We start from the raw sequence: 17,521 nt of genomic DNA, 5'->3' as shown, positions 1-17,521 counted from the left end.
ATGAAAGCCGCCGGGGACGGGAATCCAAAGGCGGCCATTTCCATAACACAAACAACAATTAAAAGTATGAAAAAAATCCGAACGGGGCATTTGAGCATGCTGCCCCGAAAAGCATTCAGTACTCTTTTACTGGGATGCCTGCTGGTATTGAACGTTGCGTTATCAGCACAAGATGCCGGCAAAAAAATATCCGTGCGATTCAGGAACACCCCGTTACGGGAAGCCTGCACCCAGCTTGAACAACAAACAGGCTTCAGTTTCTCCTATTCCGAAAACTCCCTGTCAGCCTATGGCAAAAATGTTACACTCTCCTTATCAGATGCAGCGTTGACAAGTGTACTGACAAGCATCTTCGACAAAAGCCCGATCACTTATACCATCAAAGGTAAACTGATCTTCCTCGTTCCGGACCCTGCTTACAAAGCCGCCTCCGACCCTGCCAAAAAAGTGCCCGGGCGCGTGACCGGCAAAGTGATTGACGAAGGAAACGGCGACCCACTGCCGGACGTCACCATCCGTATTGGAGACAAAGGCACGACCAGCGCAAAAGACGGGTCATTCAGCGTCGTCCTGCCCCAAGGAACCTATCAGGCTGAAGTATCCTCTATCGGCTATGTTTCCAAGCTGATCACCGACATAGATGTAAAAGACGCAACCGCCTTCGACGTAAACATTACCCTCAAAAGAGAGAAAAAAACACTGGCCGGCGTAGTAGTCACCTCTTCTGTAAAAAAAGAAACTATCAATGCTCTCTATGCCCGTCAGAAGAACGAAGCCGGCATCATCAACGGCATCAGCAGGGAACAGATTGCGGCATTGCCTGACAAAAACGTGGGCGAAACCCTGAAACGGATTTCCGGTATCAGCACCAACGACAACCGGCGTGTAGTCGTACGCGGTATCGCCGAGCGGTACAATCTTGCCATGATGGACGGCGCCATCCTGCCCAGCACCGACGTGCAGGTACGCGATTTCGAATTTGACATCATCCCCAGTAACCTGATTGATAATGTGATCGTATCCAAAACCTCGACACCAGACATGAGCTTTGGCTTTGGTGGCGGCCTCATACAGGTGAACACGTTCGCCATTCCGCATCAGAACTTTACCACCATCGGCATCGGCGGGAAATACACAGCAGGCAGCACCGGGAAAGAATTCCTGGGCTATGGCCGTGGCAATAAAGACTACCTGGGCTTTGACGACGGCAGCAGAGAACATTTCCCGGACGACCTGCTGACCTTCAACAACCAAAATTATAACCCCAAAAATCCCAATGCCCCGCCAACACCGGGCGTTGCACAGATAACACCGGCGATGATCGCCGAACAAAACAAAAGAATAGGCGGACTGGAAAGAATGGGCACCAGGACCTACAGGGCGGCGCCTGGCCAGAATTACCAGTTCAGCCTTGGCCGCAGCTATCAGCTGAAACAACATCGTTTTGGTTTTGTAGGCTCCATTAGCTATCGCAATGAACAGTCTATTGATGATATCTCCCACTTTGAGCGGGGCGACTGGGAGAAAATTGGCGCACCCGCCTATGATGCCGTCACCGGTGATCAGCTACAGCCTACCACTTCCAAACACTATAATTTTAACACCACCTGGGGCGCCTTGCTCAACATGGGCTGGAGCACCAAAAACCATAAAATCACAGTACGTAACTTCTATTCCCGGGTGTTCAACAACCAGTTTTCCCGCCTTGTAGGTTGGGGTAACGAGATTGGCTATGAAGATGCTCCTGCTGTCAGGGAATACGACCGCCCAAAATTTATCGACCTGCTGCAAAACCGCATCGGTGGCGAGCATACGCTGGGGGCTTTTCAGTTTGACTGGAACGTGGCCCGCAACAAGCTCACCAACCTGGAAAAAGACGCGGTGGAAGCGTGGCTGGTGCCTACCCGTACGCTCAACAACACCACGCACAATGTTATGCCCAGCGGCGTTACCAACCCGGGCAACGGCACCTTCAACAGAGCACAGTATTTATATGAAGAAACCAACAAAATAGCGGAAGCTGCCCTGAGCTATCATTTCAAAACACTGGGACAAAAACAAACCATCAAAGCCGGTTACCAGTTTATGGAACGCCAGGGATTATACGACTGGATGGTTTTACCTATTGGCTCTGTAGAACCGCAGGGCAGCGCCTATCCTTTTGTGCCGGTACAGGAATGGACCAGGTACCTGGCATTCAATGATCCGTTGAAAGACCTGATGTATTATCCCGCTTCGTTCTCCCGTAACAGTTATGAAGGGAAAAATACCAACCAGGCAGTTTATGGCATGATGGACAACCGTATTACCAACTGGTTGCGCCTGGTATGGGGAATCAGGGCAGAGTATTATCAATACGAAAGGCTGAAAAACGGCTCCAACGACCTCACTATCGCCACGATGATAGAACAGGGAGAAAAGCTTAAATATGTTGATCCGGAAAGCGGCAAGATCGTCTCTCCTTTCGCCGATCCTACCTCAGAAGAAAAAAAGTGGCGTTACCTTCCTTCTGCCAGTCTCACCGCCACACCGATAAAAGACTTCAACATCAGGGCAGCCTACGCGCAATCAGTAGTAAGGCCCGCACTGATCGAGAACTCCCGCATGATCCGCTATGACCCAGGAATAGGCGCCTACCGTCGCAATGAAGGCGTGTTGTCTACCCTGATAGACCACTACGATCTGCGCCTGGAATGGTATCCTCAGCCTGGTGAAGTCATCTCCGCAGGCTTCTTTTATAAGTATTTCGATAAACCGGTAGAGATATACCGCATGCAGCCGGATGCCACCATGAGGGTATACGTGACCACCCAAAACTCTGAATGGGCCAAGGTGAAAGGCTGGGAATTTGACATCCGTAAACGGCTTGGGTTTATGAACCCCGGCTGGAAATGGCTGAACAATATCTTCGTGAGCGGCAACCTTACGCTTCAAAGTTCTGAAGTACAGTCCAGCATCTTCCAGGGGAAAGGTCTTTCGGAAGATAAATATGGTGTTCGGTATGAATACCGCACCAAAACGCTGCAGAAAGAAAAGCGCCCATTGTACGGCCAGGTACCGGTATTGTACAATATCGGCGTTCAATATGCCGGTAATCGTTTAGGCGCCAACGTGGCCTTCAACCACATGGGCTATAAAACCTTTACCGCCGGCATGACACCTAATATCGTGGAATACGAACGGCCACGCGACCAGGTAGACGCGCAACTGAGCTACGCCTTCCTGAAAGACAAAAAGCTGAACGTAAAACTGAATATCAGCAACATCACCAACAGCGCTTACCGTTTTTACATCAACAGCACCGACACCTATAAATATCAGGACAAATGGAACGGCCTTTCCCTGTCACAAATACCGGCCACAGAATGGAGCGACATCTATGAATGGAAAGAAGGTTTCTCGCAGAAATATGAAGAAGGTCATTATGAAACATCGGCAGATGGAAAAACCAAAACCAGGATCGGAGATAAAGACACCTTCATTCGCAAAGTAGGAACATCTTTCAGTCTGTCGCTCTCCTATACATTCTAACGATCATTCCAAAAGAAGAAAAATGAAACACACAAAAATATTTACACTGCTGGCAGGCGTCGTTTTGCTGACAACAGCGGCCTGTAACAAAAAAGCGGACTTCCTCTTTAAAGGCGGCATGCTGCCAGTCACCATCAAAGGATACAACGGCGGCAGCGAAGACCTGGAAGTAAAAGTGGACACCTTTAAATTCAAATACAATTTGAACAGTGGCAACTTTAACCAAAGCGAGGCCTATACCTTCCCGGACAACCAGCATACCGTAAAACTGACCATCTCCGGAAAAGAAACAGGGAAAATCATACTGGAAAAAGAATTAAAAAAAGACGAAGGTCCTGCCGTTATCAGCTTTTTTTACATGAACGGACAGGTCATGAACATGCCACAGAAACAGCCCAAAGAAGACGGCAAAATCAAAATATCCTACCTGTTCACGCCTACCCTGACCCATTACAGTGAACCGGTAGATATCGTACTGGGGAAATATTATTTCACTCCAAAAGTGTTCGAAGAAATCACCCGCATTAAAAATGTAAAGCCAAACGAATTCAGTGAAACGGTGACGTTATCAACTTTTTCCACCACTGGCCAGCAATACAACGGGCAGAATACCGCTGTGCTGTTCAAAGCCTATATTTATAAAGCCGGTACCAACGAGTTTTACACACAGGGTACAGTGTACAGCTGGCATCCCACATCATCCAGCGCACCTACGCCTGCCGCCTCCAGCCCGTCTTCCACCATCTATATTTTCAGTGAAAGCGAGACCGGCAATAGCATAAGATTTAACAAAAATCTGGAATTATAAAAACAACGATTCATGAAGTCTTTACCCAAATATATTATCAACACCGTGATCTTCTTATGCAGCATTTTTTTCTTCGCCTGCAACAAAGAAGACCTACAGGCAAAAAAGATCATGCATGTAGTCATTAACGGTTATAACGGCAGCGATCATGCATGGCAGGTATCTATTGACACCACTCAATACGACGTGTCTTCCATACACGGAAAATTTATCGTCAAACCGACGTCAATGATTTCCTTTAATGCCGTATATACATCCCCGTTAAATCACCAGGGCATCCAGACGCTGACCATTACCGACACGGCCACCAAAGCGGTTATTTTCAGTCAACCGCTGCCCTCCAGCGGCACTAAAGCCAATTTCAATGTCGTTTATTTAGATGGTAAAGCGCTGGCGATAAATCCTCCCTCCGCCGACGCTGCCACTAACAAACTGGGATTCTACGTCCGCTATACCAATAATGACGAGCCTTTCGACATTTTCCTCTATCGGAAAGACGCCACCACAGACAAAGAGTATAAAGTATACATCGCCCAAAATATAAAACCCAATACCTGGGTATATGCAGACTATCTCCCTTCTCCTGATTTTGATACCAAAAACAAACTGGATGCCGCCACCATTTATTTTACCAAAGCCGGTACGACAGACCAGTGGGCTTTTGGGGACGATGAAGAGAGCAGCAAAGTCGCCGCCTTTGGCATGAACCTGCCACTTACCGGAGAAAAAGGCCTGGTTCAGCCGTATTTCCTGATCCATAACCCGATCCAGTTGGAAGCGACCCGTTTGTATTTTTATCCTGACAGGACCTGGTAAATAGATGTAGCAGTGATAGCGCTGGAAGAGTTAAAATAAAAAAGCGGCTGCTTTAAGGCAGCCGCTTTTTGTATAGCTTTATTTCTGGAAAAACAATTTTTTAGGAGCTTCTGCAGTGAGTTCACAACGAAGGGTGGCTCCATTGCCGACCAGCTTCGTGATTTCCCCGGCGCCTTCCACAACGGCACAAACGCTAAAGTGTTCATCCTCTATCCTGGAAACGATGATCTTTCCCACAGTTTTCTTACGGGTAATTTTTTTACCGTCCACATTTACTTCTACGGATTCGTAGACTTTAAATTCGTCGCCTTCGCGGAGATCTACTGCTTTACCTGCTGACAACAGCACTTTCACTGCGTCGCCATAAGCATTTTTCTCTTCTACGGAAGCGATGGTGGCCATCAGTCTGAAGTTGTCCTTAACGAATTTGTCGAGGCGCGGGCGGGTACCGGCCAGCGCATCGTGGAAACCGTTCTTTCCCTTGCCGGTATTGGAGAAGTTGCCAGCAGCCACCAGTTCACCGGAATTCACATCCAGCACTTTCACATTAAAGATGACTTCCGTCTGTTGGGTCACAGAATTACCGAATACCGGCAGTTTGGCTTGTTTCTGGTCTTCCATTACGCTCACTACATTACCGACCAGCAGATATTGGGCTTTCAGCTCTTTCATAGCCTCCAGCTGTGCACTTTCCGTTGGCTGGGATTTTATTTCGTTCATTTCACCACGCTCCACAAAATCAAAGCGTTTGGCACGCAGGAAGGCGTCTTCCACGGTATTCCGAATAGCAGCCTGTTGACCGGTACTGTCAGTTCCTTTGAAAAAAATTCCGATGAGCGGTTTAGTTTGACCGAAAGCGCAGGAAGCCAGCAGCAGAGCTGCAGCCGTAAATAAATTCTTCTTCATACTCCTATGGGCCCGGCGGCTTTATGAGCATCCGGATTGTTTGTTGGCTATAAGTTTTTCAGATCCAAATTTAGGTGAAAAACGTATAACCTATCCGGTTATTATGCTATAAAGGGGTGTTATCGGGCATACAAGAAAATTTTAACACGCCTTTAAGAAGCTACTACTGTTTTGCAGTAACAGCCGGCATTTTATATTCCGCTACCGCCTTGACCAGCTTCATTTTGTCTGCTTTCAGTTTTTGCAGGAATGGCTCGATACCGTTACCATAGGCGCGTTGGCTGGCGCATAGCAGCAAAATTCCAGGTTGGGCAGGGTTGGCATTGCGCTCATACCGGTATACATTTCTTTCCACGATCAGTAATTGCTTGCCATCAGCGGAACTTTGGCTGATCAGGAAATCCAGGATGTACTGCTGGTCTTTTTCGTACACGTTATAGTTCACCAGGGGATTGGTAGCTTTCAGTTTCTTCAGCTCCTCCACTTTTTGACCGGCCAGGTCGGCGGGCCGGAAATCTCCCTTCAGGAAGTCAATGGTAACCAGGGAATTAAACTTCTCCAGGGTTTCTCCGGGGACCAGGTACTCCTGCTTGTAGTAGTTGTTATTGGGATGTGCAGACCAGGCCAGCCGATAAGCTGCATTATTCAATTGCAGCGGTCCTGGTATATTCAGGTAGTCGTCGACTTTAGCCTGGGCCATGGCGCAGGCAGCTCCCAGCGCCAGGAGCAGGCTTAAAAATATTGATTTGTTACGCATCTTGTTTCAAATAATAGTTATAACCTAATAATTGGATATCATCCGGGTTTTCCCAGTACAGTTCATCCAGTTCGTTGAGCCGTTGCTGTTGTTCTTCATTCAGGTATTCGTCCATGTATTTGGGGATGTCCCACAGCTCCGTAATTCTCTCATCATTTTTCAGCACAGCGATTGTTTTTTCATATTCTGTGATGATCGCCAGGCTTTGAGCTGCGCCCAGCCTGGTCAGTATCTGCTGTGTCTTTTCAAAATTTTCGTAGCCCCAGTTGCAGAAGTACTGCAGGAAGCCGCCGTTATACATATCCGCTTCCAGCCGCCATATCCGTACCACTTCCTGTTCTCTTTCCGGGAGCTGTTCCAGTTTGCCACCATGCTGATCGAAGAGCCGGCCGGTCACTTCAAAAGAATAGTCTTCAAAAGCCTGTCTTTGTTCATCCATTTGTTGTTATTGTTCTGTTGATGATAAACAATGTTTTTTGTTCTTTGGGTTTGTCTGATCTGGGATAGATAATGACAGCCAGCGCATTTTCCCGGGTTTTATTCAGGCCGGAAAGGATTAGTTTTCCGTCTGTCGGGATGCTGATCACTTCACCGCTGAGCAGGTTTTTATATCCCTGTATCCCTTTACTATAAAACAATTCCACCAGTTGATGATCACGGAGCACCATCCAGCCGTTGCCAAATTCTGTATTAAAACGAATAGCGAAGGTACGGGGGCCAATGCAGGCCGCGGGCCAGGTATTAAAAACCGGGTCGCCCAGGTTAAACAGTTCTTGGGAGACCGCTGCTCCGGCGGTATCTACCAGCAGGAGGGCCAGCAGGCCGTTTTCATCAGCAGCCAGCAGGCAGGAGGTGCCTTCAAAAGAGCAGGTGACGATCTCCCGGGCGTAATGTCTTCCCAGGTCCAGCTCGCGCCGTTTTATCTCCTCTCCTTTTTCGTTGACTTGCCGGTGTACCCACATTTCATCCACCTTCTTCAGCAGATGGATTTCATTGTCCGCGATATACACTTTGTTATGTGCTGGCGGTGCTATTTTGATATTGTTTTTCTTTTTGATCACCCCGTCTTTAAAGACGATGGTGAGCATTTTGTCCGGTTTCGCAGACGACCACTGGTCATTGTCATAAAAAACTGCGGTATCCTTTACCACATTGATGAATTTACCGGTAAAAGGGCGGTTCCCTTTCGGCATTTCTGTTTGTTCCCGGCTAAAAACAGGTATGCTTATTTCCAGTTCTTTGTCCGGGTGATAGGGAACAACAGACACAAAAGCTTCTCCCGACGGGCTGGTAAACAGTGTCGGCAGTATGCCGTCTTCCTCCTCATAACTGTTGATAACGGCGCCGTCGGCATCCATCAGGGTATATACTGTCTTATAGGAACGGCTGTTATAAACATAGTTGGCCATGAGCGTCTGTTCGGCATAGGTGATGTTATCGTGGTGTGTTACGCCTGTGGCGGCCGTCAGTCGCGTGACTACTGCTCCCGCGGTACGGGTGGTTTCAATCTGAAATGGTTCTACGGTGATGTTATTGTTCATTCAGGGTAAGGTTAATTCCATCAGACATACCAATGGGGGTTACCAAATATATTTTAAATACTGACAATCAATCCTTGCATTTATAAGAAGGAAAGGTACAAATTTTTTTTTCGTCCGATGTCCTATCCGGGGAAGTTCAGTTGATATAAGGGTATAACATTCAAAAACAATCTATCACCCGATAAAAATTATAATTATGGACACTTTTCTCGCCCCCGTAGAGCAACCTAAAAGCCTGATGATGAAACTGGCTTATTATTTTACCCGTAAGCAGTTCGGTAAAGTGCTGGCTCCGTTGAAAGTACACGCTGTAAGGCTGCCAGTAGCTTTCGGCATGTTCTATGGCAAAGTGAACAAACTGGACAAAAAACTGACCTTAAGCAATGAAACAGCCCTGCTAGTACGGCAACAGGTAGCGCGGCTGAACATCTGCCTCTTCTGCATGGACATCGCACGATGGGAAGTTATCCGCTCTTCCATGGACAGCGCCAAATTCGACGCACTTCCCGACTACGCCACCAGCAACCTGTTCACCCCCGCAGAAAAAGCGCTGCTAGATTACACAACAGAGCTTACACAGCATAAAAAAGTAAACCCGGACACATTCTCCCGCATGGCCATGTTTTACAACGAAACACAGATCTGTGAAGTGGTATGGCTGATTGCCAGCGAACACCTGTATAACATGACCAACATCGGGCTGAACATACATTCTGATATGCTGTGCGATATGCGCCGGAGGTCCCAGGGCTGAAGCCCCGGGCTACGTTTTGAGCTCATGAAAGGATATTGTTTCTTACAAAGCAATATAATTTTATGGAGATGCTATCAGCGATTGAATATCTTAAGATTGCATAAAGAGTTCCCCGCAGAGGAATTTCTTTTGCAGCATCTCCAGCTCTGCCACGCGGCCGCGGACCAGGTCTTCGTATTCCCTCGAAGCCGTTTTGAAAAACAGTGGATTGGTGACAATACCGATGAGCTGATCGAGACCGGAAGTAAAGAACAGCATCACTGGTATGGGCATCAGGCCACTGTCTTTGTAGTCATGGATGACGGCGGTGAGCAACCGCAGGAACTCCTGATAGGCGTGATCATCCCATTCGGCTTCCATCCTTACTTTAAAGGAAAAGTCCTCGTCGGAATCAATATATTCCAGGTATTTTTTCAGTGATTCTTTCATAATTGTATGCATGGTGGAGGTTCATCGAATCTTTCCCTGCTACTTCCGTGCCGGCTTTTCCGGGCCGCCTTCCACGAAGGAAGATATGGTTATGGGGCCTGGACGTTCTGTTGGTAAGGATTCATAGCAGTGGGGATAGTGATTATTTACTAAATTAGCGATTTTTAGATCTATATAATAATCGTATCCCTATGCCTGTTATAGATGCCGACAAGTACAGTAGCGCCCCGGGTTATCAGCTGGTTTACGAGCTTGAATCCCACAAGGCTTCCGCAAAGGACATGAACGTTATCATCCGAAGCACCTCGGAACCCTCTCTGCATACACACATGATAAAAATCAAGCCGGAAGGTTATACCTTCCGCACCTACCAGGGCTGGCGGGTGGCATTTCTCTGTTATGTCGCCATGGTGGCAGGAGTTGTGGCGCGAAGCAAAATGGGAACCATCTATGTCCCGTTTGTCGTAGCGTTGATCATAATACTAGGGCTGCTGATCATCTTTAAGTTCAAATGGACGTCTTCCCGCCTTACGACAGTCATTACCGTAGATCCCAAAGGCATCACCACAAATGGGACGCTTTATCTGTGGAAAGACCTGTCCAATTCTTTTATTGTACAGCGGATCAAGCACAAATCGTCATGGACATACCTTGTGCTGGTTGCACCTGACCAGTGGTATAAATACATTAAAATAGAAGATCATTCCTTAAACGGCGTCTTCAGGTTACCGACAGCCATAGCGCATTTCAGCAGTCTCGCCGAGAGGAATACCCATTGCTAAAGCAGACCAACAGGGTATTACAATGGATAAAGCATTCTATTCGACGATTACCTACTTCAGGAATAATTATCCATCACAAGAACACTTAAAACACGACGGCCGTTCCCCTTTCGGGAACAGCCGTCGTGGCATTCATCCTTTATCGTCTTTCGTTAATTTATACTGATCGTAGCCACCACCACACAATGGTCGGACGCATATACGTTTTTATCCGCTATATATCCTGGCAATGGTTGATAGGTGCTTACTGAGAAACCTCCATTCGGTGTCGTCATAATATAATCGATCGTGCGGTCCGGCTTGTTGGAAGGGAATGTAAGCGGGCATTGCTGCGTGCAGCCCAGGTTCATAAAACTGCGGATAATGTTCATCGTTTGGGAAGTGGGCACCGCGTTAAGATCACCGGCCATGATCAGTGGCAGGTCAAGGGCGGCTACTATTTTCTTCAGTTCCACTGCCTGTACCAGCCGGTTTTCTTCCTGTGACAGGTGGTCCAGGTGTGTGGAGGCGAAATAAAAGTCTTTTCCTTCTTTATTGACTTTGATCATAGCGACAGACCGGAATTCTCCACTCACATTGGGGTCTATGGGGAGCGCATAACGTTTGCTTTCTTTGATGGGCAGCCGCGACAGCACTGCATCACCATATTGTCCGCCGCTGACATCAATGGCCTTGGTAAAGAACCATTCCATGCCGGTAAGGGCAGCCAGTTCTTTTGCCTGATGGACAGTAATGCCGGTACGGTTGGTGAACACATCTACTTCCTGTAAAGCCACCAGGTCCGGCTGCTGCTCATTGATGACCTTGGCCAGCAGGGACAGATCGGCCGGTGCGCCGGTACTGGCACGCGCGCCGTAGATGTTATAAGTCATCACCTTCAATCGGATTTTCTCTTTCACAGGCGCCGGCGGACCTTCTTTTTTACCGTCTGATTTACTACACGCACAGAGTAACAGCAGCAGGCTTATTACAAGATATCTGGACATATATACAGGTTAAAAGGCATTCAGTTCAGCAATGTTTGTCAGATAGGTGTCCCCCTGGCTGGTATTGATCGTGAGCCGGAAGAAGCGTGCCTGCCGGGCATAAGCCAGGAAAATAGTATTGAGCTTGTTATTATCCAGCGTGAATGTTTCCGTATAGTCCCATACGTTACCGTCCAGGCTGGTTTCCACCACGATGTTTTTCGGGTTGCCCGTAGCTTTTACTTCACCGGTAGTTTTATCTGTGCGGCCGGTGAGTGCGAGGCCATGCAGCTTTTGCGCAGTCTGCATATCGATGGTGATAGTATGCGGCGGACCGGGTTTGGCGGCCTTCCACTGGGTAGTCCAGAAGGTATCACCATCGCCATCCAGCGCGTGAATAGCGTGCCCGTTCGTAGCGCCTTCACCGGTAGGCTCTTCGGAAGAGAAGCCTGTTATTTTCCAGGCCGCGCGATCGAACAGTGAAAACGGGTTGCTGGTATATTTGGCATTGATAAGGAAATAGGTGGTACGTAACCGATCATTGACTTTAGCGTCGGTAGTAATGCTGACCGGCAGCAGGTAGTTGCCTACGCCGTCCAGTTTATCGAAGCGTACGCGCAGCTTCAGCGGGGGCGTATTGTATTTACCGGCGGGGATGACCGAGCCGGATTGCTCCAGCTCGTAGCTCCCCTCAGGCAGTACGGGATAATTAGTGTAGTTGCTGGCGTTGAATTTATCCACCAGAGAAGCCTCTACTTTAAATTGCACCCGGATGTCCGATGCGGGGGAATGCGGGCCACCATAGCAGGCGCCATAGATAATGGAATCGCTGGCGGCGGTACGGTTAAAGCTATACGTAGCCGGACTGTTCACCGCCTGCGGCATGTACACAACCGCGATGCTGTCCGGGATATTACGAAGCAGGTCGCTGTCACGGCTACAGCTGGCGAGCATCAGCAAAGCCATTCCGCAGGCCGTTCCTATTTTCATTTTCATAATGTCAGTCATTTAAAGATCAATAAAATTGTTTACCAGCCCGGGTTCTGTACCAGGTTACGGTCGCGGTCCATTTCTGACTGCGGAATAGGGAACAGATAATAGCTTTTGAGGAAGACCCTTCTTTCAAAAACAGTACGTTGATAAAACACGAGGTCTGTCAGTTTCGTACCGGCGTCTACATTCATACCGTAAAAGTTGCCTCCGTCTGTCTGTTCTGCAATTTTCCAGCGGCGGGTATCAAAATAACGCAGGCTTTCCAGCGCCAGCTCTACCCTCCTCTCATGACGGATCTTAGCCCGCATTTCGCTCTGGCCAAGGCCCGGCGTTACTTCCGGAAGACCGGCACGGTTACGGATTTCATTGAGGTATTTGGCGATGTCCGGATCACCGGGAGCATATTCATTTAACGCCTCTGCGTAGTTGAGCAATATTTCCGCATAACGTACCAGTATAAACGGCCGGGCGATATACTGGGAAATTCTCGGGTTGCTGTTGGGGTGGATATTTTTACGGGCGATATAACCGGTGCGGGGGAAATCCCAGGAACCTTTTTTACCGGTATTCCCTGTAAAGAACGTTTCTATCACCTTATTGCCTTCGCTGGTGTTGATCCACAGGCTGCCGTTGTAACTAACGTTCACGTAGAAACGCGGTTCACGGTTGACATACATATTGTAAGTACCAGCAGTGGTGTATTTGGTGGCCGCGGTAGAAAAGCCTGTCTCCATGTAACCGGAACCGGTTTCGCGGATACCTTTGCCGTTCTGCATTTCAAACTCGTCAACCAGTTGCTGGGTCACCGCTACGGCAGCATAGCCATTGGCCAGCCGTGGGCTGGTAGATCTTTCCCAGTCCTTTAAGTTGTTGGTGGTACGGGCGAAGATCACTTCACTATTCCACGGATCGAGGAACACATCGCGGCAGGAAAGGTAGGGATCGTATTTTCCGGTAGCGTCGTTTTTGCGGTACAGGGAGAAATTGAAACCGGTAATCACATCTCTTGCCGCGTCAGCAGCACGTTTCCATTTTTCCTTGTCGAAGGTGGAGCTGATCAGCTGTTTACCATCTATGTTAGAGAAACCGGCGTAGTCGGTATTTCCGTTGAACTGCGGACTGGCAGCCAGCAGGAGCACACGGCTTTTTATGGCCTTGCAGGTGGCGGCGGTAGCGCGGCCATAATCGGCATCGGCTTGTTCGGTGAAGTGTTTGGGCAGCTTCGTGGCAGCGAGGTCCAGTTCCGATACGATGTAGTTCACACATTCATCGTAGCTGCTACGGGGTTTCTGCATTTCCGCGTCGGAAGGTTCCAGGTCACCGGCAATAGGTGTATCGCCAAGCAGGATCACCGGGCCATACTGGCGCAACAGGCCATAGTAAAAGAAGGCGCGCAGGAAGCGGGCTTCCGCCTTGTATTTGTCAATCAGGTCCTGGCCATTGGGCAGCTCCTTTATCTCTTTGTTTTCATCAATATGTTGCATAAAATACGACGCGGAGCGGATACCACGGTAGTATTTGGCCCAGGTGTCCATATAACCGGAAGCGGCGCTCCAGTTGCCCAGGTTGATGGGATAGGTATCATAACCAGAACCCGGCCGGTCATAGGTGATGTCTGCATCATCGGAGCAGCCTTCCCATGGGGAGGTATTGCGATATGCTTCGTTGGGTATGGTAGAATAGATATTGGCCAGGTATTCTTCCGAATAGCGCCTGCGGGCAAACACCTGTTCGATGGTGATGCGGTCGTCGGGGACCTGGTTAAGAAAGTCCTTGTTACAGGCTGTCGTCAGGAACGAGGTACTTACCAATACGAGGTAAGCGAGTCTTTTTATTTTCATCCGAAGAAGATTGTTGTTGTTAGCTAATCATCAGAAATTCACGGCTACGCCGACAGTATAGGATTTGGTGCTGGAATAGGCAGCTCCCCTGCCGTTACCCACTTCCACGTCCCACATTTTGAAGGGAGAGAAAGTGAGCAGGTTAACACCCTGCAGGAATATATTGGACGATTTAAAGCCGATCCTTTTCATAAGGCGTTGAGGCAGGCTATAGCTCAGCTGCAACGTTTTCAGACGGAGGTAATCGCTGCGTTTTACCCACCAGGAGCTGGCCGCATAGTTATCGTTCAGCGAGCCGGCCATCAGGCGCGGATAAAATGCATCCTGGCGGGGGTTCTCTTCCGTCCAGCGATCGGTGATATTGCTGAAGAGGTTACCTCTCGCCAGGCCTTGCTGGAACGGCATAGTGCCTTCGCCGCTGAGGAGCACGTCCACATGTGCGGCGCCCTGGAACAACGCAGAGAGGCTGACAGATTTGTATCCCAGCGTAAACCCGAATCCGTAGATGATTTCAGGGACATCGCCATAACCGATAGGCACCTGGTCGTAGGAGTCAATTACGCCGTCTCCGTTGATGTCCTTGTACCTGATATCACCGGCGCGTACATCACCCGGCTGACGAGGAGAATTGCGCACCTGTTCATCACTTTCAAAGAGACCGAGAGCAACGTAACCGAAGCGCTGGTCTACCTTGTGGCCTTTTCTTTCCAGCCATGGGTATTTCCATGCGGGATCGTCGTTTTCTATGACTTCGTTTTTATTATAGGTGAAATTGCCCAGCAATTGCACGGAGAGATCACCGAAGCGGCGGTTGTAGGTCACCGATGCGTCGATGCCTTTGTTATCGATAATGCCTACGTTACCAAAAGGAGCGTTGATCATACCGATGTAACCTGGCAGGGACTTGCGGCGCAGGAAGATACCGCTGCGGTATTCCCTGAAGAGGTCCACCTGCAAGGCGAGGCTTTCATCCAGCACTTGTATATCAAAACCGAGGTTTGTCTTTTTAGAAGTCTCCCATTGTACGTCCACCGCATATTCTCCGATTTCCTTACCCGTGTACTTCTGGTCCATGTTTTTACCAAAATAGTAATCCCCTGTGCTGGCCACTGTAGCCAGGTAAGCGAACCTTCTGCCATCGATGTTGCTATTACCAACAAGACCATGTGAGAACCGGACTTTAAACAGTTGTACGTAATCTTTAACAGGTTTAAAAAACTGTTCTTCCGATACTACCCATCCCAGGCCGGCAGATGGAAAGAAGCCGTAGCGTTTGTCCGGGTAGAAGTTTTCAGCGCCATTATACCCGAAGTTCAGTTCTGCGAAATATTTGTTGCTGAAGCCGTAGGTAAATCTGCCTGCCAGTCCCTGGAAGCGGTATGGCAATGATGTTTCCAGGTTGGTAGCATATGTATTGGCCTTGTCGCTGTTGTTATAAAGCAGCATACCCGACACGTCGTGCTTACCGAAGCTGCGGTTATAGTTTACCGCCAGTTCATTATAAAAGGAGCGTTCTCCCTGATTGGATTTGTCGTAGGCGAGAAATTCCGTACCGATGGCTGTCTGTTCAAACATCAGTTTACCGTCTGCATCCCGGCCGGTGGCATACCAGGTGTCCGGTGTTTTCGTATAGCGGTTGCTGGTATAGTTATAGGCATCAAACGAAAACATACCGGTAACAGACAACCCTTTCGTGATAAAGGGCAGCTCCTGCGTCAGGCGCAGGTTAGAGTACAGCTGGCTTCTCCACTGGTTGGCATAACCGCTTTGCGTAAGCGATGCCCAGGGGTTTTTCAGTCCGCCGCCGCGCAGATCGGCCACTTTGCCGTCAGGGTAGCGGGTGGGTATCTGTACAGAAGTCAGGTAATAGGCATCCGCAAAAATATCACTCACGCCGGTGGCCGGCAGATTAACGTTATTCAGATAACCCTGAATGCCCAGTTTGACGGTGGTAGTTTTTGACGGGGTGAGTGTAATATTGGACGTTACATTATATCGTTTGGAATAGATGGAAGAGTTGTATTTGGAAAGGCCATCCACATTGTAAAGGCCCAGTTCATCATAGTAGCCGAGGCCGATGTAATAGACGGCTTTCTCGGAACCGCCACTGATATTGGCATTGGCGTTTCTTACCTTGCCATGATCGCGGAACAGTTCCTTGAACCAGTCCACATTGGGATAGAGGTAGGGGTCACTGCCGTCGCGTGTTTTCTGAATCGCTTCATCTGTATAAATCGGTGCGCTACCACGTGTCTTCAGGGCTTCGTTGGACAGCTGCATGTAAGTAGGGCCATCAGCAAAAGAGGGCAGTTTGGTAAACTGCGTGAAGCCTTCCGTATAACGGATATTGTAAGACGGTCTTCCTGCTTTACCTGCTTTAGTGGTGATCAGTATAACGCCGTTGGCCCCACGAACACCGTAGACAGCTGTGGCAGAAGCGTCTTTCAGCACAGAAAAACTTTCGATGTCTTCCGGGTCCACATTGGCGATATTCCGGGGTACGCCATCCACGAGGGTGAGCGGAGCGCTGAGGCCTTTCGTGAAAGTGGAGATACCGCGGATATAGATATTGGCGTCGTTGTAACCCAGTTCACTGCTGCGTTGTACCGATACCATGCCGGCAATACGGCCACCGAGGGAGTTAGTGAGGTTAGACACCGGTTGTTTGAGGTCTTTGGGGGAGATGGTGGCCTGCGCGCCTACGAGGCTGATTTTTTTCTGTTCCCCGTAGCCTACCACCACTACTTCTTCCAGCGAAGAAGAAGCGGGCCGCAGGACAACATTGATTTTATCCTTTCCTGCCACCGGTATTTCCTGCCTACGGTAACTGAGGAGGCTGAACACGAGTATGGCATCATCGGGCACGGATAGGATATACCGGCCGTTTACGTCCGTACCGGTGCCGATGCGGCCGTCTTTCACAGACACGGTCACTCCCACCATAGCCTCCCCGGTAGAATCCAGAACAATACCTGTGATTTCCCGTTTTGGGGCGTCCACGCCCGGATGCACCTGAGAAGGTTTATTTTTTACAGCCACAGAAATAGTTGTACCGGATGTTTTGAACTGGAGGCCTGTTTGTTTGTCTAATTCCTCCAGCAGTTGTGATACGGGGATGTTCTTGTGTTGAAGGGAAACCCTGGCAGCGAAAGCTTCCAGGGTTTTATCAAAAAGAAAGCGGAAGGGAGTCTGTTTTTCCACGATGCGGAATACTTCCACCACCGTAGCTTGTTTGACCGTAATATTGACCGTTTGGTTGTCCGGCCCGGGAGCCTGCGCCCTCAGCGTTGTTGCAGGCATTACCGCCAGCAGCAGGCACAGAAAGTTTAGCATGACCTTTCCTGTAAGGCCACGGATAGTGGATAAAGATAGTTTCATACCTTAAATTTTGTAATCGT

14 protein-coding genes are annotated in these 17,521 nt (G+C 48.9%); 5 read left to right on the top strand and 9 right to left on the bottom strand.

Annotated features, from left to right (window positions below):
- Positions 1-66 precede the first annotated feature (66 nt).
- From ACTJJS_RS00690 to ACTJJS_RS00680, 3 genes are read left to right on the top strand one after another with little or no spacing between them, the layout of a single operon-like run.
- Entirely contained in the window at positions 67-3,531 is a 3,465-nt protein-coding gene (locus ACTJJS_RS00690; protein ID WP_440662032.1) for a carboxypeptidase regulatory-like domain-containing protein, read from the top strand.
- A gap of 22 nt (positions 3,532-3,553) precedes the next feature.
- Positions 3,554-4,339 (top strand): hypothetical protein, encoded by a 786-nt coding sequence (locus ACTJJS_RS00685; protein ID WP_440662031.1) that lies wholly within the window; start codon positions 3,554-3,556, stop codon positions 4,337-4,339.
- A gap of 12 nt (positions 4,340-4,351) precedes the next feature.
- Positions 4,352-5,155 carry a hypothetical protein gene (locus ACTJJS_RS00680; RefSeq protein ID WP_440662029.1) on the top strand — a complete coding sequence of 268 codons (804 nt, stop codon included), beginning with the start codon at positions 4,352-4,354 and terminating at the stop codon, positions 5,153-5,155.
- A 78-nt stretch (positions 5,156-5,233) separates the two neighbouring features.
- Here the strand turns inward: ACTJJS_RS00680 and ACTJJS_RS00675 are convergent, their stop codons facing one another.
- The 4 genes from ACTJJS_RS00675 to ACTJJS_RS00660 all read right to left on the bottom strand — a co-directional run bounded on the left by ACTJJS_RS00675 (position 5,234) and on the right by ACTJJS_RS00660 (position 8,359).
- Positions 5,234-6,061, bottom strand: a complete 828-nt coding sequence (locus ACTJJS_RS00675; protein ID WP_168869788.1) for a hypothetical protein — start codon at positions 6,059-6,061, stop codon at positions 5,234-5,236.
- 163 nt (positions 6,062-6,224) lie between these two features.
- Positions 6,225-6,818, bottom strand: coding sequence for a hypothetical protein (locus ACTJJS_RS00670; RefSeq protein ID WP_440662028.1), 594 nt, complete (start codon positions 6,816-6,818; stop codon positions 6,225-6,227).
- On the bottom strand, positions 6,811-7,257 hold the full coding sequence (locus ACTJJS_RS00665; protein ID WP_440662026.1) for a DMP19 family protein: 447 nt from the start codon (positions 7,255-7,257) through the stop codon (positions 6,811-6,813). The genes ACTJJS_RS00670 and ACTJJS_RS00665 overlap by 8 nt, the downstream gene beginning before the upstream one ends.
- Entirely contained in the window at positions 7,250-8,359 is a 1,110-nt protein-coding gene (locus tag ACTJJS_RS00660) for a hypothetical protein (RefSeq protein ID WP_440662025.1), read from the bottom strand. Before ACTJJS_RS00660 ends, ACTJJS_RS00665 begins: the two co-directional genes overlap by 8 nt.
- A 196-nt stretch (positions 8,360-8,555) precedes the next feature.
- Here ACTJJS_RS00660 and ACTJJS_RS00655 point away from each other — a divergent pair, with 196 nt between their 5' ends.
- The gene (locus tag ACTJJS_RS00655; RefSeq protein WP_440662024.1) at positions 8,556-9,113 is read left to right on the top strand and encodes a carboxymuconolactone decarboxylase family protein; all 558 of its coding nucleotides are present in this window, start codon (positions 8,556-8,558) and stop codon (positions 9,111-9,113) included.
- 90 nt (positions 9,114-9,203) lie between these two features.
- Here the strand turns inward: ACTJJS_RS00655 and ACTJJS_RS00650 are convergent, their stop codons facing one another.
- Positions 9,204-9,554, bottom strand: coding sequence for a hypothetical protein (locus tag ACTJJS_RS00650; RefSeq protein ID WP_168869793.1), 351 nt, complete (start codon positions 9,552-9,554; stop codon positions 9,204-9,206).
- A 179-nt stretch (positions 9,555-9,733) separates the two neighbouring features.
- Between ACTJJS_RS00650 and ACTJJS_RS00645 the strand changes: the two genes are divergently transcribed.
- Positions 9,734-10,324, top strand: a complete 591-nt coding sequence (locus ACTJJS_RS00645; RefSeq protein ID WP_440662022.1) for a hypothetical protein — start codon at positions 9,734-9,736, stop codon at positions 10,322-10,324.
- A 152-nt stretch (positions 10,325-10,476) separates the two neighbouring features.
- Here ACTJJS_RS00645 and ACTJJS_RS00640 read toward each other — a convergent pair whose 3' ends face one another.
- From ACTJJS_RS00640 to ACTJJS_RS00625, 4 genes are read right to left on the bottom strand one after another with little or no spacing between them, the layout of a single operon-like run.
- Positions 10,477-11,310 (bottom strand): endonuclease/exonuclease/phosphatase family protein, encoded by an 834-nt coding sequence (locus tag ACTJJS_RS00640; RefSeq protein WP_440662021.1) that lies wholly within the window; start codon positions 11,308-11,310, stop codon positions 10,477-10,479.
- A 9-nt stretch (positions 11,311-11,319) separates the two neighbouring features.
- A complete protein-coding gene (locus ACTJJS_RS00635; RefSeq protein ID WP_440662020.1) occupies positions 11,320-12,285 on the bottom strand; it encodes a BT_3987 domain-containing protein in 966 nt (321 codons plus the stop codon).
- 32 nt (positions 12,286-12,317) lie between these two features.
- A complete protein-coding gene (locus ACTJJS_RS00630) occupies positions 12,318-14,123 on the bottom strand; it encodes a RagB/SusD family nutrient uptake outer membrane protein (RefSeq protein ID WP_440662018.1) in 1,806 nt (601 codons plus the stop codon).
- A 30-nt stretch (positions 14,124-14,153) separates the two neighbouring features.
- Positions 14,154-17,501 (bottom strand): SusC/RagA family TonB-linked outer membrane protein, encoded by a 3,348-nt coding sequence (locus ACTJJS_RS00625; RefSeq protein ID WP_440662017.1) that lies wholly within the window; start codon positions 17,499-17,501, stop codon positions 14,154-14,156.
- Between the last annotated feature and the right edge of the window lie 20 nt (positions 17,502-17,521).

This window comes from Chitinophaga sp. 22308 (assembly GCF_052045305.1).
GTDB classification, from domain to species: domain Bacteria; phylum Bacteroidota; class Bacteroidia; order Chitinophagales; family Chitinophagaceae; genus Chitinophaga; species Chitinophaga varians_A.
This window is presented reverse-complemented; position numbering and strand designations above follow the sequence as displayed.

Excerpts from the sequence above, each read along its gene's own strand:
- ACTJJS_RS00645 (WP_440662022.1), top strand. The coding sequence starts at position 9,734 with ATGCCTGTTATAGATGCCGACAAGTACAGTAGCGCCCCGGGTTATCAG.
- ACTJJS_RS00660 (WP_440662025.1), bottom strand. The coding sequence starts at position 8,359 with ATGAACAATAACATCACCGTAGAACCATTTCAGATTGAAACCACCCGT.
- ACTJJS_RS00685 (WP_440662031.1), top strand. The coding sequence starts at position 3,554 with ATGAAACACACAAAAATATTTACACTGCTGGCAGGCGTCGTTTTGCTG.
- ACTJJS_RS00670 (WP_440662028.1), bottom strand. The coding sequence starts at position 6,818 with ATGCGTAACAAATCAATATTTTTAAGCCTGCTCCTGGCGCTGGGAGCT.
- ACTJJS_RS00665 (WP_440662026.1), bottom strand. The coding sequence starts at position 7,257 with ATGGATGAACAAAGACAGGCTTTTGAAGACTATTCTTTTGAAGTGACC.
- ACTJJS_RS00625 (WP_440662017.1), bottom strand. The coding sequence starts at position 17,501 with ATGAAACTATCTTTATCCACTATCCGTGGCCTTACAGGAAAGGTCATG.
- ACTJJS_RS00640 (WP_440662021.1), bottom strand. The coding sequence starts at position 11,310 with ATGTCCAGATATCTTGTAATAAGCCTGCTGCTGTTACTCTGTGCGTGT.
- ACTJJS_RS00635 (WP_440662020.1), bottom strand. The coding sequence starts at position 12,285 with ATGAAAATGAAAATAGGAACGGCCTGCGGAATGGCTTTGCTGATGCTC.
- ACTJJS_RS00655 (WP_440662024.1), top strand. The coding sequence starts at position 8,556 with ATGGACACTTTTCTCGCCCCCGTAGAGCAACCTAAAAGCCTGATGATG.
- ACTJJS_RS00675 (WP_168869788.1), bottom strand. The coding sequence starts at position 6,061 with ATGAAGAAGAATTTATTTACGGCTGCAGCTCTGCTGCTGGCTTCCTGC.
- ACTJJS_RS00690 (WP_440662032.1), top strand. The coding sequence starts at position 67 with ATGAAAAAAATCCGAACGGGGCATTTGAGCATGCTGCCCCGAAAAGCA.
- ACTJJS_RS00630 (WP_440662018.1), bottom strand. The coding sequence starts at position 14,123 with ATGAAAATAAAAAGACTCGCTTACCTCGTATTGGTAAGTACCTCGTTC.
- ACTJJS_RS00680 (WP_440662029.1), top strand. The coding sequence starts at position 4,352 with ATGAAGTCTTTACCCAAATATATTATCAACACCGTGATCTTCTTATGC.
- ACTJJS_RS00650 (WP_168869793.1), bottom strand. The coding sequence starts at position 9,554 with ATGCATACAATTATGAAAGAATCACTGAAAAAATACCTGGAATATATT.